This is a genomic window from Micromonospora cathayae (assembly GCF_028993575.1).
GTDB classification, from domain to species: domain Bacteria; phylum Actinomycetota; class Actinomycetes; order Mycobacteriales; family Micromonosporaceae; genus Micromonospora; species Micromonospora cathayae.
In genome coordinates, this window is record NZ_CP118615.1 from 3,343,588 (window position 1) to 3,359,440 (window position 15,853).

Annotated in this window: 11 protein-coding genes and 2 tRNA genes; 6 read left to right on the plus strand and 7 right to left on the minus strand. The window is 74.1% G+C overall.

The genetic code is table 11. The features are described from left to right. Window positions 1–73: 73 nt before the first annotated feature. The 4 genes from PVK37_RS15455 to PVK37_RS15470 all read left to right on the plus strand — a co-directional run bounded on the left by PVK37_RS15455 (window position 74) and on the right by PVK37_RS15470 (window position 4,148). A complete protein-coding gene (locus tag PVK37_RS15455; protein WP_275034704.1) occupies window positions 74–2,113 on the plus strand; it encodes a hypothetical protein in 2,040 nt (679 codons plus the stop codon). Between the two features lie 113 nt (window positions 2,114–2,226). After that, window positions 2,227–2,299: transfer RNA gene (locus PVK37_RS15460), tRNA-Gly, on the plus strand. 21 nt (window positions 2,300–2,320) lie between these two features. Next, window positions 2,321–2,395: transfer RNA gene (locus PVK37_RS15465), tRNA-Val, on the plus strand. Between the two features lie 292 nt (window positions 2,396–2,687). Then, window positions 2,688–4,148, plus strand: a complete 1,461-nt coding sequence (locus PVK37_RS15470; protein WP_275034705.1) for a multicopper oxidase family protein — start codon at window positions 2,688–2,690, stop codon at window positions 4,146–4,148. A gap of 69 nt (window positions 4,149–4,217) precedes the next feature. Here PVK37_RS15470 and PVK37_RS15475 read toward each other — a convergent pair whose 3' ends face one another. Then, a complete protein-coding gene (locus PVK37_RS15475) occupies window positions 4,218–5,192 on the minus strand; it encodes an Acg family FMN-binding oxidoreductase (protein WP_275034706.1) in 975 nt (324 codons plus the stop codon). 182 nt (window positions 5,193–5,374) lie between these two features. Between PVK37_RS15475 and PVK37_RS15480 the strand changes: the two genes are divergently transcribed. Then, window positions 5,375–6,013: a response regulator gene (locus PVK37_RS15480; RefSeq protein WP_275034707.1), complete on the plus strand. Its 639-nt coding sequence runs from the start codon at window positions 5,375–5,377 to the stop codon at window positions 6,011–6,013. Between the two features lie 86 nt (window positions 6,014–6,099). On the opposite strand, the gene PVK37_RS15485 is transcribed toward PVK37_RS15480, so the two are convergent. Further along, complete coding sequence (locus tag PVK37_RS15485) at window positions 6,100–7,773, minus strand: sensor histidine kinase (protein ID WP_275035132.1); 1,674 nt, start codon at window positions 7,771–7,773, stop codon at window positions 6,100–6,102. A 116-nt stretch (window positions 7,774–7,889) separates the two neighbouring features. Beyond that, the gene (locus PVK37_RS15490) at window positions 7,890–8,891 is read right to left on the minus strand and encodes an Acg family FMN-binding oxidoreductase (RefSeq protein ID WP_275034708.1); all 1,002 of its coding nucleotides are present in this window, start codon (window positions 8,889–8,891) and stop codon (window positions 7,890–7,892) included. Window positions 8,892–9,078: 187 nt separating this feature from the next. Here PVK37_RS15490 and PVK37_RS15495 point away from each other — a divergent pair, with 187 nt between their 5' ends. Next, complete coding sequence (locus PVK37_RS15495; protein WP_275034709.1) at window positions 9,079–10,983, plus strand: heavy metal translocating P-type ATPase; 1,905 nt, start codon at window positions 9,079–9,081, stop codon at window positions 10,981–10,983. Between the two features lie 79 nt (window positions 10,984–11,062). On the opposite strand, the gene PVK37_RS15500 is transcribed toward PVK37_RS15495, so the two are convergent. From PVK37_RS15500 to PVK37_RS15515, 4 genes are all read right to left on the minus strand, one after another. After that, window positions 11,063–11,410 carry a hypothetical protein gene (locus PVK37_RS15500; protein WP_275034710.1) on the minus strand — a complete coding sequence of 116 codons (348 nt, stop codon included), beginning with the start codon at window positions 11,408–11,410 and terminating at the stop codon, window positions 11,063–11,065. Window positions 11,411–11,501: 91 nt separating this feature from the next. Continuing rightward, entirely contained in the window at window positions 11,502–12,362 is an 861-nt protein-coding gene (locus tag PVK37_RS15505) for a universal stress protein (RefSeq protein WP_275034711.1), read from the minus strand. Window positions 12,363–12,426: 64 nt separating this feature from the next. Continuing rightward, complete coding sequence (locus PVK37_RS15510; protein ID WP_275034712.1) at window positions 12,427–14,820, minus strand: phosphoketolase family protein; 2,394 nt, start codon at window positions 14,818–14,820, stop codon at window positions 12,427–12,429. Between the two features lie 133 nt (window positions 14,821–14,953). Further along, on the minus strand, window positions 14,954–15,784 hold the full coding sequence (locus PVK37_RS15515) for a universal stress protein (RefSeq protein ID WP_275034713.1): 831 nt from the start codon (window positions 15,782–15,784) through the stop codon (window positions 14,954–14,956). Window positions 15,785–15,853 lie beyond the last annotated feature (69 nt).

Here is a 15,853-nt window from a genome sequence, read left to right on the forward strand (position 1 = left end):
GTTTCGCCAGGTGCCTGGTTAACTGCGAATTCGATCCTGGATCCTGCCACTGTGGAAGGCGGCGCCCTGCCCCATGACCGAGATCGCGCACCGAGACAGCCCGCTGCCCCGGCTCGCCGTGCCCGGGGAGCGGTTCGGCTGGATCTTCCAGGACCGCAACCTCTACCGCCGTCGGTTCCCTGAGCCGCCGCCGGTGCCCGGGGCCGTCCCGCCGGAACTGGTCACCCGGGCCACCACGGCCCGGCAGCAGGCGGCCCGGCGGATCGGGATCTCGCTCGGCGTGGGGCTGGGCCTGGCGGTGCTGTTCGGGTGCTGCGGGCGCTTCGCGGACAGCCTGAACCCGGTGCTCGGCGGGCTGGTCATGTTCCTGGTGATCCTCTCCGCGTTCGGCGGGCTGGGCGGCGCGGCCGTGGTGTGGCTGCTCAAACGCCAGGCCGAGCGGGACCTGAGCACCGCGCAGGAGCAGGCCCGCAGCGGGTACGAGCAGGCCAGGGCGGGGTGGGAGGCCCGCCGGGTCGAGTTCGAGCAGCACCAGCAGCGGGCCCTGGAGCAGATGTACGAGTGGAGCGCGGCGGCCCCGTCGCCGGGCACCCGGCGGATCGACGTGGTCGGGGGCACCAGCTACGGCTGGGAGGCGTTGCTGACCGTCTTCGGTGGTTCGTTGTTGAGTACCCGGGGGCCGATGACGCTGGTGGACTTCACCGGCGAGGCGCTGTGCGGGGAGCTGATGAGCCTGGCCGAGCAGACCGGCCGGTCGGTGCGCGTCACCGGGTTCCCGTCCGGGTTGCGTGAGCTGGACCTGCTCGCCGGGCTCTCCGCCCGGGAACTGGTGGATCTGCTGGTGGAGTCGATGTACGGCGAGGGTGGCGAGCGCGCCGACCGGCACCGGGACGCGATGCTGCTGGGGGAGCTCTGCGACGTGCTCGGCGACGACCTGACCATCGCCCGGATCGTCGCCGGCCTGCGGGTGCTGACCGACCGGCCGGGGCAGCCGGCGCTCAGTGAGATCGAGTGCTCGCTGGTGGTGAGCCTGATGCCGGAGGAGGCCCGCCGGCAGGCGCACCACCAGTTGCGGCGGCTGGAGAGCTTCCTGCGTCCGCTGGAGACGTTGGGGCAGGGCGGCGGGGGCGGCCCCGCGCCGGCCGAGCTGTCCTGTCTGGTGGCCGACCGGGACGGGCGCAGCGCCCAGCACGAGTTGCTCAAGGACCTGCTGGTGCAGTGGCTGATCCGTCGGGTCAGCCGGGAGGCGGTCAGTGGCGGGTCGATCGTGCTGGTCGGGGCGGACGAGGTGCACCACCGGCAGGTGGAGCGGCTGAGCACGCTCTGCGAGCGGCGCGGCATCCGGCTGGTGCTGTTCTACGCGCACCTGCGGGAGCAGGCGTTGCACACCCTCGGTGGTGGCGAGGTGGCGTTCATGCGGTTGGGCAACCACCGGGAGGCGCAGCAGGCCGCCGAGTTCATCGGTCGGCAGCACCGGTTCGTGCTCAGCGGGTTGACCCGGACGCTCGGCGGCGACGAGACGCACACCCTCGCCGACACGCAGGGCGGTTCGGAGACCGAGGGCGGCAGTGAGGGCAGCCGGGGTGAGGGCAAGTCCCTGATCCGGCAGCGCAGTCGCAACTGGAGCCGGAGCCGGAACTGGAGCCAGACCCAGTCGGTCGCCAGCGGTACGAGCTGGAGCGACGCCGCCGCCGCGCAGCGGGTGTACGAGTACGCGGTGGAGCCCCGGGTGTTGCAGGATCTGCCGGACTACGCCCTGCTGCTGGTGAAGGGGGAGGGCCGGGGTTCGGTGGTGCAGGCGGTGGAGTGCAATCCGGAGATCGTGACGTTGCCGCACATGACGATGGATCCGGTGCCGCCGGTGCCGCTGCCGCCGGTGGGGGAGGCCGCGCATCCGGTTTCCGGGCCGTCCGGACAGGTCACGCTCTCCCAGCCGGCGCCGTTCGCGCCGCAGCCGACGTCGCCTGAGCAGGCCGCCTCGGGGGTGCTGCCCGGTTGGGGGGCGCCGGGTCCGCAACAGCAGCCGGTACGGCAACCGCAGCCGCAGCAGCCGCCCCGGCAGCGGCCGCAGTCGGATCCGCCGGGGTCGGGGCCGGGGTGGGACCCGCGGTGAGCGCCGGGGCGGGGGTGGGCCCGCGGTGAGTGCCGGCGGACGGGGATACCCGGTTTCGGGCTGATCTTGGCTTCGGGTAGAGTTCACCCCGTCGCCGGGAACACCGGGGGCGTGCGGACGTAGCGCAGCTGGTAGCGCATCACCTTGCCAAGGTGAGGGTCGCGGGTTCGAATCCCGTCGTCCGCTCTCGGCCCTCCTGCAGGGCAGGGGCGATTGGCGCAGTGGGAGCGCGCTTCCTTGACACGGAAGAGGTCACTGGTTCAAACCCAGTATCGCCCACCATCAGCGACGAGCGTCAGTGGCGTGTCCGCCCGCGCCGTCGGTCGTGCCAGCCGTACGGGATGACCTCCGAGCCCGCCCCGCAGCTCCCCGACGGCATCGGGATCACCGCATCTCTTCCGTAGGCAAATCTGCTCGTGCAATAATTTCCAGCGGTTGTTTCCGGCTGTGGAATTGCTTTTCCGGAAAACCGTTTCAGTGATGCTGGTCCATGGAACCGGTCACTTTCCTCCAGCAATTTTCGAGGTTTCTCCGGTTGACTCCACCTGCTCGGCGACACAGGGGAGAGTGGAGAATGGACAGACGACGCGCGCTCACGCTCGGAGGGCTGGCCGTCGGGGGTGCGGCGATCCTCCCGTCCGCCGGGGCCGCCGGCGCTGGTGCGGCCCGGCACAGCGGGCACCACGGGCACGGTGGTACCGACCCGGTCCGGACCGTCGCGGCGGCGACGGTCGAGCCGTTCGGCGTCGCCCTGCCGGTCCCGCCGGTGCTGCGCCCGGTGTACGTCGGTGGCGACGCGGACCTGTACCAGCTTCCGGTGCGGGCCGGCACCACCGAGATCCTCCCCGGGGTCGCCACACCCGTCCTGGGCTTCGACGGCCGGTTCGTCGGCCCCACCATCAGGGCCCGCCGGGGGCGGGCGGTGGCCCTCCAGGTGACCAACCAGCTCGGCCACCCGACCAACGTGCACCTGCACGGCGGTTTCGTGCCACCGGCGCACGACGGTCACCCGATGGACGTGATCGCCCCGGGCGCGACCCGCAGCTACGCGTACCCGAACCTCCAGCAGGCCGCCACGCTGTGGTACCACGACCACGCCCACCACATGGAGGCCGAGCACATCTACCGGGGGCTGCACGGCTTCTATCTGATCTCCGACGACGCGGAGCAGGCGCTGGGCCTGCCGTCCGGCCAGTACGACGTCCCGATCCTGCTGCGTGACGCGCTGATCGGCGCGGACGGCAGCCTGGTCTTCGACCCGGCCGACGCGGACAACCGGCCCACCGTGCTGGCCAACGGCAAGCCGCAACCGTATCTGCGGGTGGCCGCCCGCCGGTACCGGTTCCGGCTGCTCAACGGCTCACTGCACCGGATCTTCCGGTTGCGGCTCGACCGGGGACAGCTCATCCAGATCGGCACCGACGGCGGCCTGCTACCGGCCCCGGTGGCGGTCTCCGAGGTGAAGCTGACCCCGGGGGAACGGGCCGAGGTGGTGATCGACTTCGCCGGCCAGCCGGTCGGTACCCGGGTGGTGCTGGAGGACACCTCCGGGCCGGTGGTCGGCTTCGACGTGGTCGGCACGGCCACCGACGACAGCCGGCTGCCGGACCGGCTGATCCCGCTGCCGGCGCTGCCCACCGCGACGGTCACCCGGGACCTGGCGCTCAGCTTCGACCCGGCCAAGGTCGCCTTCACCATCAACGGCCAGACGTACGACGCGACCCGGGTGGACGCCCGGGTCGTCAACGGGACCACCGAGATCTGGCGGGTCACCAACCTGGACACCCGGTTCAACATCGACCACGACTTCCACCTGCACATGATCCAGTTCCGGCTGCTGGACCGGGACGGCGTCCCGCCGGCACCCGGAGAGGCCGGCTGGAAGGACACCGTGCACGTGCCGCCGGGCTCCACCGTCCGGGTGCAGGCCACCTTCTCCGGGTTCACCGGCAGGTACGTCTACCACTGCCACTTCCCGGAGCACTCGTCGTTCGGGATGATGGCGCAGCTCGAGGTGGTGAACCGGACCGCCTGACCCGCCCGGTCGGGCCGCCTGACCCGCCCGGCCGGGGCGCGGGCCGCCCCGGTCCGCCTGGTCGGAGCGTCAGACCTGCGGCACCGGCAGGTCGAGGACCTCGTCGACGGCGCGGCGGGGGGTGGCCCGCCCCGGCTGGCCGTACCCGATCCGCAGCACCATCTGCGGGGTGCCGAACCGGCCCAGCGACAGCCGCAGCTGTTCCCGTGCGCCGGGCACCTCGATCGGCTGGGAGAGCATCGACACGGCCAGTCCGGCGTCGGTGGCGGTCAGCAGCACCCGTTGCAGGGCCTGCCCGGCGACGATCTGGTCGGTGGCGGTGTTGCCGGCCGAGATGAGCACGGCCACCAGCGGCTCCGGCTCGAAGTCCCGGCCCGGCGGGCGGTCGAGGCCGCCGAAGCCCCGGGCCGGCAGCAGGTCCTGGGGTTCGCTCTGCGGGCCACCGGCGGCGGCCGGCACCCCGTCGTCGGCGGGGGCGGCCCGGGTCCACGCGATCCGTTCGGCCCGGTACGCCGGGTCACGTTCCAGCACCCGGTGGGCGCTGCGGGCGATCTCGGCGAACGCGTTCACCGCGCTGGTGCCGATCACCAGTTCCAGCCAGCACTGCTCGGCCCGCGCGGCTTCGCCGAGCCGCCAGCGCACGTCCGCCGGTACCGGGTCGGGCCAGAACGGCCGACGGTTGCTGAACCGGCGCGGGACGGCCGCGTGCAGGCTCAGCTCGGTCGGGGTGGGCCGGCGCGGCAGGTCCGGGACCAGCCGGGCCAACACGTCCGGTTCGCCCGGGTACGGGCGCAGCCGCACCGAGGCCGGGGTGCCGGCGGCGGCCAGGGCGAGCCGCAGGTTGTGCAGGGCCGCCCCGCCGGACAGCCGGACACCCCAGCCGCTCGGGTCGGTGGCGGGCAGCCGGCGGGTCGGGTCGACGGCGAGTTCGATCCCGCCGTCGCGCAGCCGGAACCGCCACGGCTGGGTGTTGTGCAGCGACGGGGCCCGGACGGCGTCCGCAGCCGCGGCGCGCAACTGTTCGACGGTGTAGCCGACGTCCATGGTCGGTGCTCCCTTCCGGGCGGGTCGGTACTCTGCGGGCTCGTCTCCACGGTGCGCCCCCGGCGGGGGTGCCGGGCAGGGCCGGACGTCCCCACCCGCCGGGACCAGCTACCCGCCGGCCCCGCCCCGTTCGGGACCTTCGGCCCGTGTCAGGTGCCGCCCGGACGGGGTAGAAACGAGGGATGATCCGGGTGTTTCTCCTCGACGACCATGAGGTCGTCCGTCGTGGCCTCGCCGACCTGCTCACCAGCAGCGGCGACATCGAGGTGGTCGGCGAGTCCGGCTCCGCTCCCGAGGCGGCACGCCGCATCCCGGCGCTCCGGCCGGACGTGGCGATCCTCGACGCCCGGCTCCCCGACGGCAACGGCATCGACGTCTGCCGGGACATCCGGGCCGTCGACTCGTCGATCAAGGGCCTGATCCTCACCTCGTACGAGGACGACGAGGCGCTCTTCGCGGCGATCATGGCGGGCGCGGCCGGGTACGTGCTCAAGCAGATCCGGGGCACCGACCTGGTGGACGCGGTCCGCCGGGTGGCGGCCGGGCAGTCGCTGCTCGACCCGGCGATCACCACCCGGGTGCTGGAGCGCATCCGCAGCGGCGTGGAGCAGCCCCGGGAACTCAAGTCGCTCACCGAGCAGGAACGGCGGATCCTGGAGTACGTCGCCGAAGGGCTGACCAACCGGGAGATCGCCGGCAAGATGTTCCTGGCCGAGAAGACCGTGAAGAACTACGTCTCCAGTGTGCTGGCCAAACTCGGCCTGGAGCGGCGTACCCAGGCCGCGGTGCTGGCCACCCGGCTGCTCGGCCACCGCCCCTGAGCGCTACCGGCGGCCCGGCGGCCGGCCCTGAGCGGCGGCCCACCCGGCTGAGCGCCACCCGGCGCTGAGCCGGGCCGGGGGCGGCCTCAGTCCCGCAGCGGGACGCTCCAGCACAGTTCGGTGCCGTGCGGGTCGACCGGCCGGATCTCGAACTCCCCGCCGAGCCCTTCGGCGCGGTCCCGTAGGTTGACCAGCCCGCTGCGGGCGGCGGCCGGGTCGGTGCCCACCCCGTCGTCGGCGACCAGCACGGTGACCCGGCCGGCGTCGACGTGCACCGCGACCCGCACCCGGCTGGCGCGGGCGTGCCGGACCGCGTTGGACAGCGCCTCCCGCAGCACGGCGAGCAGGTCGGGGCGGACCGACTCGGGCACCGCGCTGTCGACCGGGCCGTCGAGGTCCAGTTCGGGCCGGAACCCGAGGGACTCGGCGGCGGCATCGACGGCTTCGCGGATCTCGGTGCGCAGCGCGGCGCTCATCGGGGTACGCAGCTCGAAGATGGTGCGCCGGATGTCCCGGATGGTGGCGTCCAGGTCGTCCACCGCGGCGTTGATGCGTTTCGCCACGTCCGGCCGGGTGGACATCGGGGCGGCGCTCTGCAACTGCAGGCCGGTGGCGAAGAGCCGCTGGATCACCACGTCGTGCAGGTCCCGGGCGATGCGTTCGCGGTCCTCCAGGACCACCAGCAGCTCGCGTTCCTCCTGGCCCCGGGCCCGTTCCATGGCCAGCGCGGCCTGCCCGGCGAAGCTGCGCAGCAGGGCCACGTCGTCGTCGGTGGTGCCGCCCCGGTCCGGCTGGTGCGCGGTCACCAGCACACCGTGCAGGGTGTCGGCGGCGGCGAGCGGGGACACCACCGCCGGGCCGGCGGTCACCGGCGCGGGCCAGGGCGCCGCCTCGGCGAGATTGTCGAGCAGTTCGTGCCGGTGCTCGGTGACCGAGCCGCGGAAGGTGGTCTCCCCGGCCGGCAGCACCGCGCCGAGCAGTTCCCGGACCCGGTCGCCGGCCCCGTCGACGACCTCCACGGTGAACTGGTCGGCGTCCTCGTCGTAGAGGAGCACCAGCGCCAGTTCGGCCTCGGCGACCTCGCGGGCCCGGCGGGCCACCAGGGCCAGCGCGTCGGTGCGCCGGACCTCGCCCAGCAGCACCGAGGTGATCTCGGCGGTGGCGGCGAGCCAGCGTTCCCGCCGGTGCGCCAGCGCGTACAGGCGGGCGTTCTCGATCGCCACGCCGGCCGCGGCGGCGAGCGCGACGACGATCTCCTCGTCGTCCTCGGTGAACTGCACGCCGCCCTGCTTCTCGGCCAGGTACAGGTTGCCGAAGACCTGGTCGCGGATGCGGACCGGCACCCCGAGGAAGGTGTGCATCGGCGGGTGGTTGGGTGGGAAGCCGTACGACTTCGGGTGCTGGGTGATGTCCGGCATGCGCAGCGGACGCGGGTCGTCGATGAGCAGCCCGAGCACGCCCCGGCCGTGCGGCAGGTCACCGATGGCGGCGTGCTGCTCGGGGGTGACGCCGTGCACGATGAAGTCGTGCAGCATCCGGTCCGGGCCGACGATGCCGAGCGCGCCGTACCGGGCCCCGACCAGCTCGCAGGCCGACCGCACGATTCGTTGCAGGGTGCTGTGCAGGTCGAGGTCGGTGCCGATGCCGACCACCGCGTCGAGCAGCGCGCGGAGCCGTTCCCGGCTGGTGACCACCTCGCCGACCCGGTCGAGCATCTCCTGGAGCAGTTCGTCCAGCCGGACCCGGGACAGCGGACTCAGGCCCAGCGACGGTACCGCCGGATGCGGCTCGGGACGCGGGTGCGGTGCGGGATCGGCCACCGGGGGATGTTACCGCCCGGTGACCGTCCGGCACGAGACCATGATCCGAATCTCACTCAGCTCCGGTCGCGGACGGCCGAGGTGTCCACCACCTGTGCGGTGGCGAGCCGGGGGGTGTGCGCCGGGCCGGTGTGCGCCGGGTCGGCGTGCCCCAGCCGCAGGACCAGGTACGGGAAGCCCAGCCCGGCCAGCAGCCGACGCAGGGTCTGCCGGGTGCCGTCCACCTCCACCACGCCGCTGAGCGGCACCACGGACACGCCCAGCCGGGTGGCGGTCAACCAGGCCGCGGAGAGCGCCTCGCCGGCCTTCAGCCAGCTGTCCGGCTCGTCGGCGTCGCCGAACAGGATCGCGTACACCGCCGCCCGGTCGTGGCCCGGACCGATCGGCAGGCTGCCGGCCCGGCCGAAGTCCCGGCCCGGCACGGTGGTCTGCGGGGCCTGCTCGGGCAGCACCTCCGGCGGCAGGCCGGTGCCGGTGTCGGTGCGGCTGGTCCAGTACGCCAGCTCCTCCCGCAGCCGTGGGTCGTCGGCCTCCACCGCGCCGGCGTGGCCGGCGGCCGCGGCGAGTTCCAGCATCTGGCCGCCGTCCAGGACCTGCAGCTGGGCGCCCTGGTCGCTGGCCGCCCGGGTGATCTCGTCGAGCGTGGCGGTGGACACCGGCTCGTCGCTGACCGGCCGCCGGTCGGTGTGCCGGACCTGCATGCACTGCACCAGACGCATCGCCTCCGGGTCGACCCCGTCGCGGCGGGAACCGGTGATCCGGGCCAGCAGTTCCGGTTCCGCCGGGTCGGGCAGCCGCTCCACGGCCGGCGTCCAGCCCTCGGCGGTCAGCGCCACCCGGGCGTGGTGCAGGGCCGTACCGCAGCTCAGGGTGAGCAGCCGCCCCTCCGGGTCGGTCGCGGCGAGCTGCCGGTCGGCGACCGTCCGCAGCTCCAGCGCGTCGGGGAGCACCCGCCAGCGCCACGGCTGGGTGTTGTGCACCGAGGGGGCGTAGCCGGCGGTGGCGGCGGCCTCCGCGTACGCGGTGGTCAACGAACGTGCCGTCGTCTCGTGGCTCATGTGGCGACCTTTCGTCTCGTCCCCATCGTGCCCCACCCGGGGGCGCTCCGGGGCGGGCTTGTCTGTCATCCTGCTCGCCGCGTCCCGCGCCGTGCAGTGCCGCACGTCCCGTGCCGCGGGCCGTTGGTCCCGGCCGGATACGCCGGATACCGGTCTCCTACCCGTCAGGGGCTGCGACGATCCCCCCATGGGGGACCGTGGGTGCGTCCCGGAGCGACCGGTCGACCGGGGTGGCCGCCGGTGGTGGCAGCGGTGGCAGTGGTTGCCGCTGACCGTGCTGACCGTGGTGGTGCTGGTCGGCGCGGGACTGTGGCTGGCCGGTCAGCGGGGCGTGGCCGGGCTGGTCTGGGCGGCGGTGACCCTGGCGACGCTGCTGCCGGCCGCCGCGTCGATGCTGCGGCAGCTCTGGCACCGGCGGTTCGGGGTGGACGTGATCGCCGTCCTCGCGCTGGCCGGCGCGCTGGTCGTCGGCGAGTACCTGGCCGGGGCGGTGGTGGCGCTGATGCTCGCCACCGGCCGGTCGTTGGAGGCGTACGCGCAGCGCCGCGCCACCCGGGACCTGCGGGCGCTGCTGGCCCGTGCGCCCCGTACCGCCCGGCGGCGGCGCGCCGACGGCACCATCGAGCAGGTGCCGCTGGACACGGTACGGGCCGGGGACCGGCTGCTGGTCGGCCCGGGTGACGTGGTGCCGGTCGACGGGACGGTGACCGAGCCGGTCACCCTGGACGAGTCGGTGGTGACCGGGGAGTCACGGCTGGTGTCCCGGGCGGCGGGGGACCGGGTGGCCAGCGGCGTGGTCAACGCGGGGGCCGGGTTCGGGCTGGTCGCCACAGCGGACGCGGCGGGCAGCACGTACGCGGGCATCGTCCGGCTGGCCGAGGAGGCCACCGCCCGCAAGGCCCCGATGGTGCGGCTGGCCGACCGGTACGCGGCGGTGTTCGTGCCGTTCACCCTGGTCCTGGCCGGGCTGGCCGGGCTGCTCTCCGGTGACCTGGTGCGGGCGGTGGCGGTGCTGGTGGTGGCGACGCCCTGTCCGCTGCTGCTGGCCACCCCGATCGCGATCGTGTCCGGGCTGTCCCGGGTGGCCCGGCGCGGGGTGCTGGTCCGCGACGGCGGTTCGCTGGAGCTGCTGGGCCGGGCCCGGACCCTGCTGCTGGACAAGACCGGCACGCTCACCGCCGGGCGGCCCCGGGCCGCCGAGACGGTCACCGCGCCGGGCGGCGACCGGGACGAGGTGCTGCGGCTGGCCGCGTCGGTGGAGCAGCTCTCCCCGCACGTGCTGGCCGCCGCGCTGGTCCGGCAGGCCCGGGAGCGCGGGTTGACGCTCACCGAGCCGACCGGCGTCACCGAGGAACCGGGCCGTGGGGTGCGCGGCCGGGTGGCCGGGCGGACGGTGCGGGTCGGTCAGCTCACCGACGACCTGCCCGACTGGGCGCGCCGGGTACGCGACCGCGCCGAGTCGGACGGCCGGTCCACCGTCTGGGTCAGCGGCGACGACGGCCCGCTCGGCGTGATCCTGCTGGAGGACCCGGTGCGGCCGGACGCCCGGCGCACCGTCGACCGGCTGCGGCAGGCCGGGCTGACCCGGGTGGTGATGGTCACCGGTGACCGGTCGGCGATCGCCGGGCAGGTCGCCCGGACGGTCGGGGTGGACGACGTGGTGGCCCAGTGCCCGCCCCGGGAGAAGGTCGAGCGGGTCCGGCAGGAGGCCCGGCGGGCGGTCACCGTGATGGTCGGCGACGGGGTGAACGACGCCCCGGCGCTGGCCGAGGCGCACGTCGGGGTGGCGATGGGCGCGACCGGGGCGCGGGCCTCGGCCGACGTGGCCGACGCGGTGCTCACCGTGGACCGGCTGGACCGGCTGGCCGACGCGGTGGAGATCGCCCGGTACGCCCGCCGGATCGCGGTGCAGAGCGCCACCGTGGGGATGGGGCTGGCGGTGCTGGCGATGCTGGTCGCGGCGGCCGGGCGGCTGCCGCCGGTGGCCGGGGCGTTTCTCCAGGAGGGCATCGACGTGGTGGTGATCCTCAACGCGTTGCGGGCGCTCGGCGGCGGGTTGGCCCGTCCGGAGGTGCCCCGCACCCCCGACTGATCACCGGTACGCCGGGCGGCACGTCGCCGAACGGGACGTGCCGCCGGGGCTGGGCCGACCGGTCAACCCGGGAGGTGGCCTACGGCCACTCGTACGGGTTGCAGTTCACCCCGCCGGTCTCGCTGGTGACGGTCACTCCGTCGGCGACGTAGCTGTAGAAGACCCGCAGGGTGCTGCGCGACGTGCAGTTCTGGAACAGGAAGCTACCAGCGGTGGTCATCGAGTAGGTGGAGCTCCCACCGGCGATGTACCGCTCGGTGATCGTCCAGGTGGTGGCGCCGGTGCTCGCGGCGTCGCAGATGAACGTGGACGCGCCGCTCTCGCAGAAGGGGGCGGGGGCGGAGGCGGCGGCGCTGCCCGGGACGGCGGCGAGCAGCCCCAGGGTGGCCAGGCCGGCGGCGGCCAGACCGGTGGTGACCTTTCGCATGCGGGTGCCCTCTCTCGGTGAATCCGGTGCGGAGACAGAGCGTATCCGTGGAATTTGCGCAGGTCGATTGAGTGAATCCCGTGAGTGGGACTCAGCGTTCCCGGACCACCGCCACCGGGCAGTGCGCGTGCTGCAGCACCTGCTGGCTGACCGAACCGAGCAGCGTGCCGCGCAGCCCGCCCCGCCCCCGGCTGCCGACCACCACCAGCTGCGCCTCCCGGCTCGCCTCCACCAGCGCGGACGCCGGGTTCCCGGGCCCCACCTGGGTGGTCACCGGCACGTTCGGGAAGCTCTCCCGCCACCGGGCCAGTTCCTCGGCCAGGGTGGTGCGTTCGGTCGCGTCGGCCTCGTCCGGGTCGAAGCCCTGCGTCCGCCACTGCGCCGCCGCCCAGGTACGGACCACGTGCAGCGGTACGCCCCGCTGCTCGGCGCGTTCCACCGCGAACCCGAGCGCCACCAGGGACAGCTCCGAGCCGTCCACCCCGACCACGATCCGCTTCCCGGTGGCGGTCGGCGCGTCGCCCCGGACCACCACGACCGGGCAGTGCGCGTGCGCGGACACCGACACCGCCGTGGAGCCGGTGAGCAGGCCGGTGAAGCCGCCGTGGCCGCGGCTGCCCAGCACCAGCAGGGCCGCCTCGGCGGAACGTTCCTGCAGGACCAGGGCGGGTGGCCCGTCGAACACCTCGCCGTGCACGGTCAGACCGGGGTGCGCGGCGGCGGCGTCGCTGGCCGCCTTGTGCACCAGTTCCTCCACCTGCCGGCGGGCCGTCTCGTCGGGCCACGCCCCGGGGGTGACGCTCGGCCCGACCCACCCGGCCACCGTCAGCCATTCGAACACGTACGCCAGCCGCACCGGCTGGCCGGTCCGGCCGGCCTCGTCCAGCGCCCAGGCCAGGGCGGTCGACGCGTCGGGGGAGCCGTCGTAGCCGACCAGGATCTCGTCGCTCATGGTTCCTGCCTCTCGTACGCGACGGTCGGGGGCGGTGGGCGCGGGCCCACCGCCCCCGACCGGGTCAGCGGTTCGTCGGGTCGGTTTCGCGGACCCAGCGCCACTCGGCGACCCGGGGGTCGTCCTCGCCGAACCGGCGGGTGTGGTCCCGGCACGCCTGCCGGGCGTCGACCATCTCCTGCCGCAGGTGCGCGGCGCGGGCGGCCAGCCCCGGCACCCGGTCGATGACGTCGATGACCAGGTGGAAGCGGTCCAGGTCGTTGAGCATCACCATGTCGAACGGCGTGGTGGTGGTGCCCTCCTCCTTGTAGCCGCGCACGTGCAGGTTGCCGTGGTTGGCGCGGCGGTAGCTGAGCCGGTGGATCAGCCACGGGTACCCGTGGTACGCGAAGATGATCGGCCGGTCCCGGGTGAAGATGGTGTCGAACTCGTTGTCCGGCAGCCCGTGCGGGTGTTCCGACGGCGGCTGGAGCCGCATCAGGTCGACCACGTTGACCACCCGGACCTTCAGCTCGGGCAGGCGCTGGCGCAGCAGGTCGGCGGCGGCCAGGGTCTCCAGGGTGGGCACGTCGCCGGCGCAGGCGAGCACCACGTCCGGCTCCGCGCCGTCGTCGGTGCTGGCCCAGTCCCAGATGCCCAGGCCGCGCCGGCAGTGCTGGACGGCCTCGTCCATGGTCAGCCAGTTCGGGGCGGGCTGCTTCCCGGCCACCACCACGTTGATGTACTGCCGGCTGCGCAGGCAGTGGTCCATGGTGGAGAGCAGGGTGTTCGCGTCCGGCGGCAGGTACACCCGGACCACTTCGGCCTTCTTGTTGACCACGTGGTCGATGAAGCCCGGGTCCTGGTGTGAGAAGCCGTTGTGGTCCTGCCGCCACACGTGGCTGGAGAGCAGGTAGTTCAGCGAGGCGACCGGCTGCCGCCACGGGATGCCCCGGGTCACCTTCAGCCATTTGGCGTGCTGGTTGACCATCGAGTCGACGATGTGGATGAACGCCTCGTAGCTGGTGAAGATGCCGTGTCGGCCGGTCAGCAGGTAGCCCTCCAGCCAGCCCTGGCACAGGTGCTCGGAGAGCACCTCCATCACCCGGCCGTCGGGGGAGAGGTGGTCGTCGCCGGGGACGGTGCGGGCCACGAACGCCCGGTCGGTGACCTCGAACGCCGCGCCGAGCCGGTTGGAGGCGACCTCGTCCGGGCCGAACAGCCGGAACGTCTGCGGGTTCGCGGTGATCACGTCCCGGACCCAGGGGCCGAGCGCTCCGGTGGCGCCCTGCACGGTCGCCCCCGGCTCGGGCACGTCCACCGCGTACGCCCGGAAGTCCGGCAGGTCCAGGTCGCGCAGCACCTGCCCGCCGTTGGTGACCGGGTTGGCGCTCATCCGCCGGTCCCCGGTCGGCGGCAGCGCGGTCAGCTCGGCCACCGGCGCGCCGGTCGCGTCGAACAGTTCCTCCGGCCGGTACGAGCGCAGCCAGCGTTCCAGTTCGGCCAGGTGCTCCGGGTTGTCGCGGATGCCGTCGACGGGCACCTGGTGGGCCCGGTACGTGCCCTCGACCTGTTTGCCGTCGACCACGCGGGGACCGGTCCAGCCCTTCGGCGTCCGCAGGATGATCATCGGCCAGCGGGGGCGGCTGACCGCCTCTCCGGAGCGGGCCCGGCGCTGGATGGCGGCGATCTCGTCGAGCGCCCGGTCCAGGGTGGCGGCGAGCGCCTGGTGCACGGTGGCCGGGTCGTCGCCTTCCACCAGGTACGGCTGGTGGCCGAAGCCGCGCATCATCGCCAGCAGGTCGTCGGTGCCGATCCGGTCCAGCACCGTCGGGTTGGCGATCTTGTAGCCGTTGAGGTGCAGGATGGGCAGCACCGCGCCGTCGCGGGCCGGGTTCAGGAAGACGTTGGACAGCCAGCTGCCCGCCAGCGGGCCGGTCTCCGCCTCACCGTCGCCGATCACGCAGGCGACCAGCAGGTCCGGGTTGTCGAACGCCGCGCCGTAGGCGTGGCTGAGCGCGTACCCCAGCTCGCCGCCCTCGTGGATGGAGCCCGGTACCTCCGGGGCCACGTGACTGGGGATGCCGCCGGGGAAGGAGAACTGCCGGAACAGCTTCGCCATGCCGGTCTCGTCCCGGCCGACCGAGTGGTACCGCTCGCTGTAGGTGCCCTCCAGCCAGGTGTTCGCCACCAGGGCCGGGCCGCCGTGGCCGGGGCCGGTGACGAAGATGGCGTTCAGGTCCCGGCCGACGATCACCCGGTTGAGGTGCGCGTAGAGCAGGTTCAGGCCGGGGCTGGTGCCCCAGTGACCGAGCAGCCGGGGCTTGACGTGCTCGACGGTGAGCGGCTCCCGTAGCAGGGGATTGTCCAACAGGTAGATCTGGCCCACCGTGAGGTAGTTCGCCGCCCGCCAGTAGGCGTCCAGTCGGCGCAGCTCGTCGTCGGTCAGCGGGCCGGGCAGCTCCAGAGCGGTGTCCATCTGCGCAAGCCTCTCGCGGGTCGGGGAATCCTGCATCCGGAACGGGAAATTCGTCCGGCGCGTTCAGCCTCGCCCACCCGCCAGGCGGGAGTCAGGGCCGTTGGTCCCGGGCCCGACGGGCGCTCCGGCCCGTTCACCGGCCGCCGTCGTCGGTGTCGACGACACCGCGGACGAAGAGCACCGGCGCGGGAGCGTGGTACAGCAGGGACTGGCTCACCGCGCCGAGCATGCCCCGCAACGGCTGGTCGCCGCGGGTACCGACCACCACCAGCCGGGCCGAGCGGGACTGCTCCACCAGCGTGTGGCCGGGGTCGCCGCGCAGCACCTCCCGCTCGACGGTGACCATGGGGAAACGCCGTCCACACCGGTCCACCGTCTCGGCGAGTTCCCGGTCGGCGCGGTCGTCGTCCGCGCCCGGCTCGACCACGCGGACCGCCCGCAGCCGGCCGTCGTGGCGGCCCGCGCAGTCCGCGGCGAAGTCCAGGGCGGACCGGGCGGTGGCCGACCCGTCCAGGCCGACCAGGACCGGCCCGGACGGCGGCGGCGCGAGCCGGGCCACCAGCGCCGGGCAGCCGGCCCGCGCGGCGACCTGCACAGCCGCCGCGTCGGCGGGTACGCAGTCCCGGCTGGACAGGCCGCCGTCGCCGACCACCACCAGGAACGCCGACTCGGAGCGGCGCAGCAGCCCGGCCACCGCCGCGCCCTCGACGAGCTGCCCGTCCACCCGCAGGTCGGGGGCGACCTCGTCGGCGACCGCGACGGCCCGCGCGATGGCCTCCTCCGCCTCGGCCCGGGGCCCGACGACGCTCGGGGCGGCCAGCGCCGCCTCCCAGTTGAAGGCGTGCAGCACGCAGAGCCGGCGACCGTGCTCGGCGGCCTCCCGGGCGGCCAACCGGACCACCGAGAGACTCTGCTCGGAGCCGCTCACCCCGACCACCACGGGCGCGTCGGCGGCTGCGCTCATCGTGGGGTCACCTCCCGCCTCGCCGTCCACCGCCGACAGTACTGGCGGGCCCGGTGGTGCCGGGGTGAC

Excerpts from the sequence above, each read along its gene's own strand:
- PVK37_RS15500 (WP_275034710.1), bottom strand. The coding sequence starts at position 11,410 with ATGCGAAAGGTCACCACCGGTCTGGCCGCCGCCGGCCTGGCCACCCTG.
- PVK37_RS15510 (WP_275034712.1), bottom strand. The coding sequence starts at position 14,820 with ATGGACACCGCTCTGGAGCTGCCCGGCCCGCTGACCGACGACGAGCTG.
- PVK37_RS15490 (WP_275034708.1), bottom strand. The coding sequence starts at position 8,891 with ATGAGCCACGAGACGACGGCACGTTCGTTGACCACCGCGTACGCGGAG.
- PVK37_RS15480 (WP_275034707.1), top strand. The coding sequence starts at position 5,375 with ATGATCCGGGTGTTTCTCCTCGACGACCATGAGGTCGTCCGTCGTGGC.
- PVK37_RS15515 (WP_275034713.1), bottom strand. The coding sequence starts at position 15,784 with ATGAGCGCAGCCGCCGACGCGCCCGTGGTGGTCGGGGTGAGCGGCTCC.
- PVK37_RS15455 (WP_275034704.1), top strand. The coding sequence starts at position 74 with ATGACCGAGATCGCGCACCGAGACAGCCCGCTGCCCCGGCTCGCCGTG.
- PVK37_RS15470 (WP_275034705.1), top strand. The coding sequence starts at position 2,688 with ATGGACAGACGACGCGCGCTCACGCTCGGAGGGCTGGCCGTCGGGGGT.
- PVK37_RS15475 (WP_275034706.1), bottom strand. The coding sequence starts at position 5,192 with ATGGACGTCGGCTACACCGTCGAACAGTTGCGCGCCGCGGCTGCGGAC.
- PVK37_RS15495 (WP_275034709.1), top strand. The coding sequence starts at position 9,079 with ATGGGGGACCGTGGGTGCGTCCCGGAGCGACCGGTCGACCGGGGTGGC.
- PVK37_RS15505 (WP_275034711.1), bottom strand. The coding sequence starts at position 12,362 with ATGAGCGACGAGATCCTGGTCGGCTACGACGGCTCCCCCGACGCGTCG.